This window comes from Mycobacterium sp. TH-M15 (assembly GCF_057473705.1).
In genome coordinates this window covers 1-1,959 of sequence record NZ_JBYCLB010000150.1, presented here as the reverse complement: position 1 = coordinate 1,959, position 1,959 = coordinate 1, and the positions used below count along the sequence as shown (strand labels likewise).

At 70.1% G+C, this 1,959-nt stretch carries 2 protein-coding genes; one reads left to right on the top strand and one right to left on the bottom strand.

Annotated features, from left to right (window positions below):
* Nucleotides 1-67: 67 nt before the first annotated feature.
* Nucleotides 68-760 carry a DUF4245 domain-containing protein gene (locus tag AC2VNT_RS03635; protein ID WP_486945557.1) on the bottom strand — a complete coding sequence of 231 codons (693 nt, stop codon included), beginning with the start codon at nucleotides 758-760 and terminating at the stop codon, nucleotides 68-70.
* A gap of 80 nt (nucleotides 761-840) precedes the next feature.
* Here AC2VNT_RS03635 and glpX point away from each other — a divergent pair, with 80 nt between their 5' ends.
* Nucleotides 841-1,941: a class II fructose-bisphosphatase gene (glpX, locus tag AC2VNT_RS03630; RefSeq protein ID WP_486945556.1), complete on the top strand. Its 1,101-nt coding sequence runs from the start codon at nucleotides 841-843 to the stop codon at nucleotides 1,939-1,941.
* The last annotated feature ends 18 nt before the right edge of the window (nucleotides 1,942-1,959 follow it).

The following is a 1,959-nucleotide window of genomic DNA, read 5'->3' as shown; positions in this document are numbered from 1 at the left end:
GGCCACCGACCATCCGGACAGGTCTGCTTGGGGTGCACTCACGTGATTCCTTGTGTCAGTTGGCGTGTCAGTTGCCGTGGTTCGGCGGGCCCGGTAGCGGCGGCTGGGACTGGGTCGCCGAGGCCAGCGTACGGAACTCGTCGGTGCCGCCGGCACCGGTGACCGCGATCTGGGCGGCACCGGCCGGGCCGGTGAGCCTGGCCGTCCAGATCGGCTCGGCGTCCGCGCCGCTCTGACCGGTGCCGCGGTAGACGACCCAATGGGTGCCGGCCACATCGACCGAACCGGTCGGGTAGGCCTCGGCATGGATGGAACCAACCAGCCTGGTCTCGTCGGCGTTGCTCTGGGTCAGCCTCATGTACATCCCGGTGGGGCTGATGTATCCCACGGTCGAGGTGAGCGCGCTGCCCCGCTGACCGGTGGCCGGGTCGGTCCGTCCGTCCTGGATGTCACCACGCCCGCCGGAGTTGGGCCGCCAGCCCGCAGGCAGTCGCGGCAACCGAATGGGGAAGCCCAACGTCTGCGCGTCCGCGCGCAGCGCCGCCGCCGCGTCGTAGGACGGAATCGTGGGTGTTTTCCTCCCGACCGGCGCAAACGAACACATCCCGACCGCGCCCGCCAGCAGGATGCAGCCCAGCACCAGCGGCATCAGCGACCAGAACATGTCGCGACCGTCCTGCAACAGCCGCGGCTTGGCAGGCCGGGCAGCGGGGCCGGGCTCGCGAGCCGACTCGGCGTCCGCCTGCGGATTCTCGGTCACCCCTGCAGTATTCCAGCCGTCCGGCGTCGGCCACAGCCCAGCTCGGCCGGACCGGCATGCTTCTGTAACAATGAGCAGATATGACTGTTGAGGGCGACCGACCTTCGCGAGCCGCCTCGTCGCCGGCCGGCGCCGAGCGCCGCGGTCCGGCGCACCCGCGCTCCCGAGGCGAGGCCCCGGACCGCAACCTGGCGCTCGAACTGGGGCGCGTCACCGAGGCCGGTGCCATGGCCGCCGGCCGCGGGGTGGGCCGCGGCGACAAGGAGGGCGGCGATGGCGCCGCCGTCGACGCCATGCGCGAACTGGTCAACTCGGTGTCCATGCGCGGCGTGGTCGTCATCGGCGAGGGCGAGAAGGACCACGCGCCGATGCTCTACAACGGCGAGGAGGTGGGTAACGGCGACGGCCCCAACTGCGACTTCGCCGTCGACCCGATCGACGGGACCACGCTGATGAGCAAGGGCATGCCGAATGCGATCTCGGTGCTGGCCGTCGCCGAACGCGGGGCGATGTTCGACCCGTCGGCGGTCTACTACATGAACAAGATCGCCGTCGGGCCCGAGGCGGCGGACGTGATCGACATCACCGCGCCGATCGCCGAGAACATCCGGGCGGTCGCCACGGTGAAGCACCTGTCGGTGCGGGACATGACGGTGTGCATCCTGGACCGACCCCGGCACGCGCAGCTGATCGAGGACGTCCGGGCCACCGGGGCCCGTATCAGGTTGATCACCGACGGCGACGTCGCCGGCGCGATCTCGGCGTGCCGGTACCAGTCGGGCACCGACATGCTGGCCGGCATCGGCGGCACCCCCGAAGGGATCATCGCCGCCGCGGCGATCCGCTGCATGGGCGGCGCGATCCAGGCGCAGCTCGCGCCGGTGGACGACACCGAACGCCGCAAGGCCCTCGACGCCGGCTACGACCTCGACCAGGTGCTGACCACCGAGGATTTGGTGTCCGGGGAGAACGTCTTCTTCTGCGCCACCGGAGTCACCGACGGCGATCTGCTCAAAGGAGTGCGATACTACCCCGGCGGCTGTACCACCCAGTCGATCGTGATGCGGTCGAAGTCGGGCACCGTGCGCATGGTCGAGGCCTATCACCGGCTCGCCAAGCTCAACGAGTATTCCGCGATCGACTTCACCGGCGACAGTTCCGCCGCCTATCCCCTGCCCTGAACCGACACCACCAGCCCT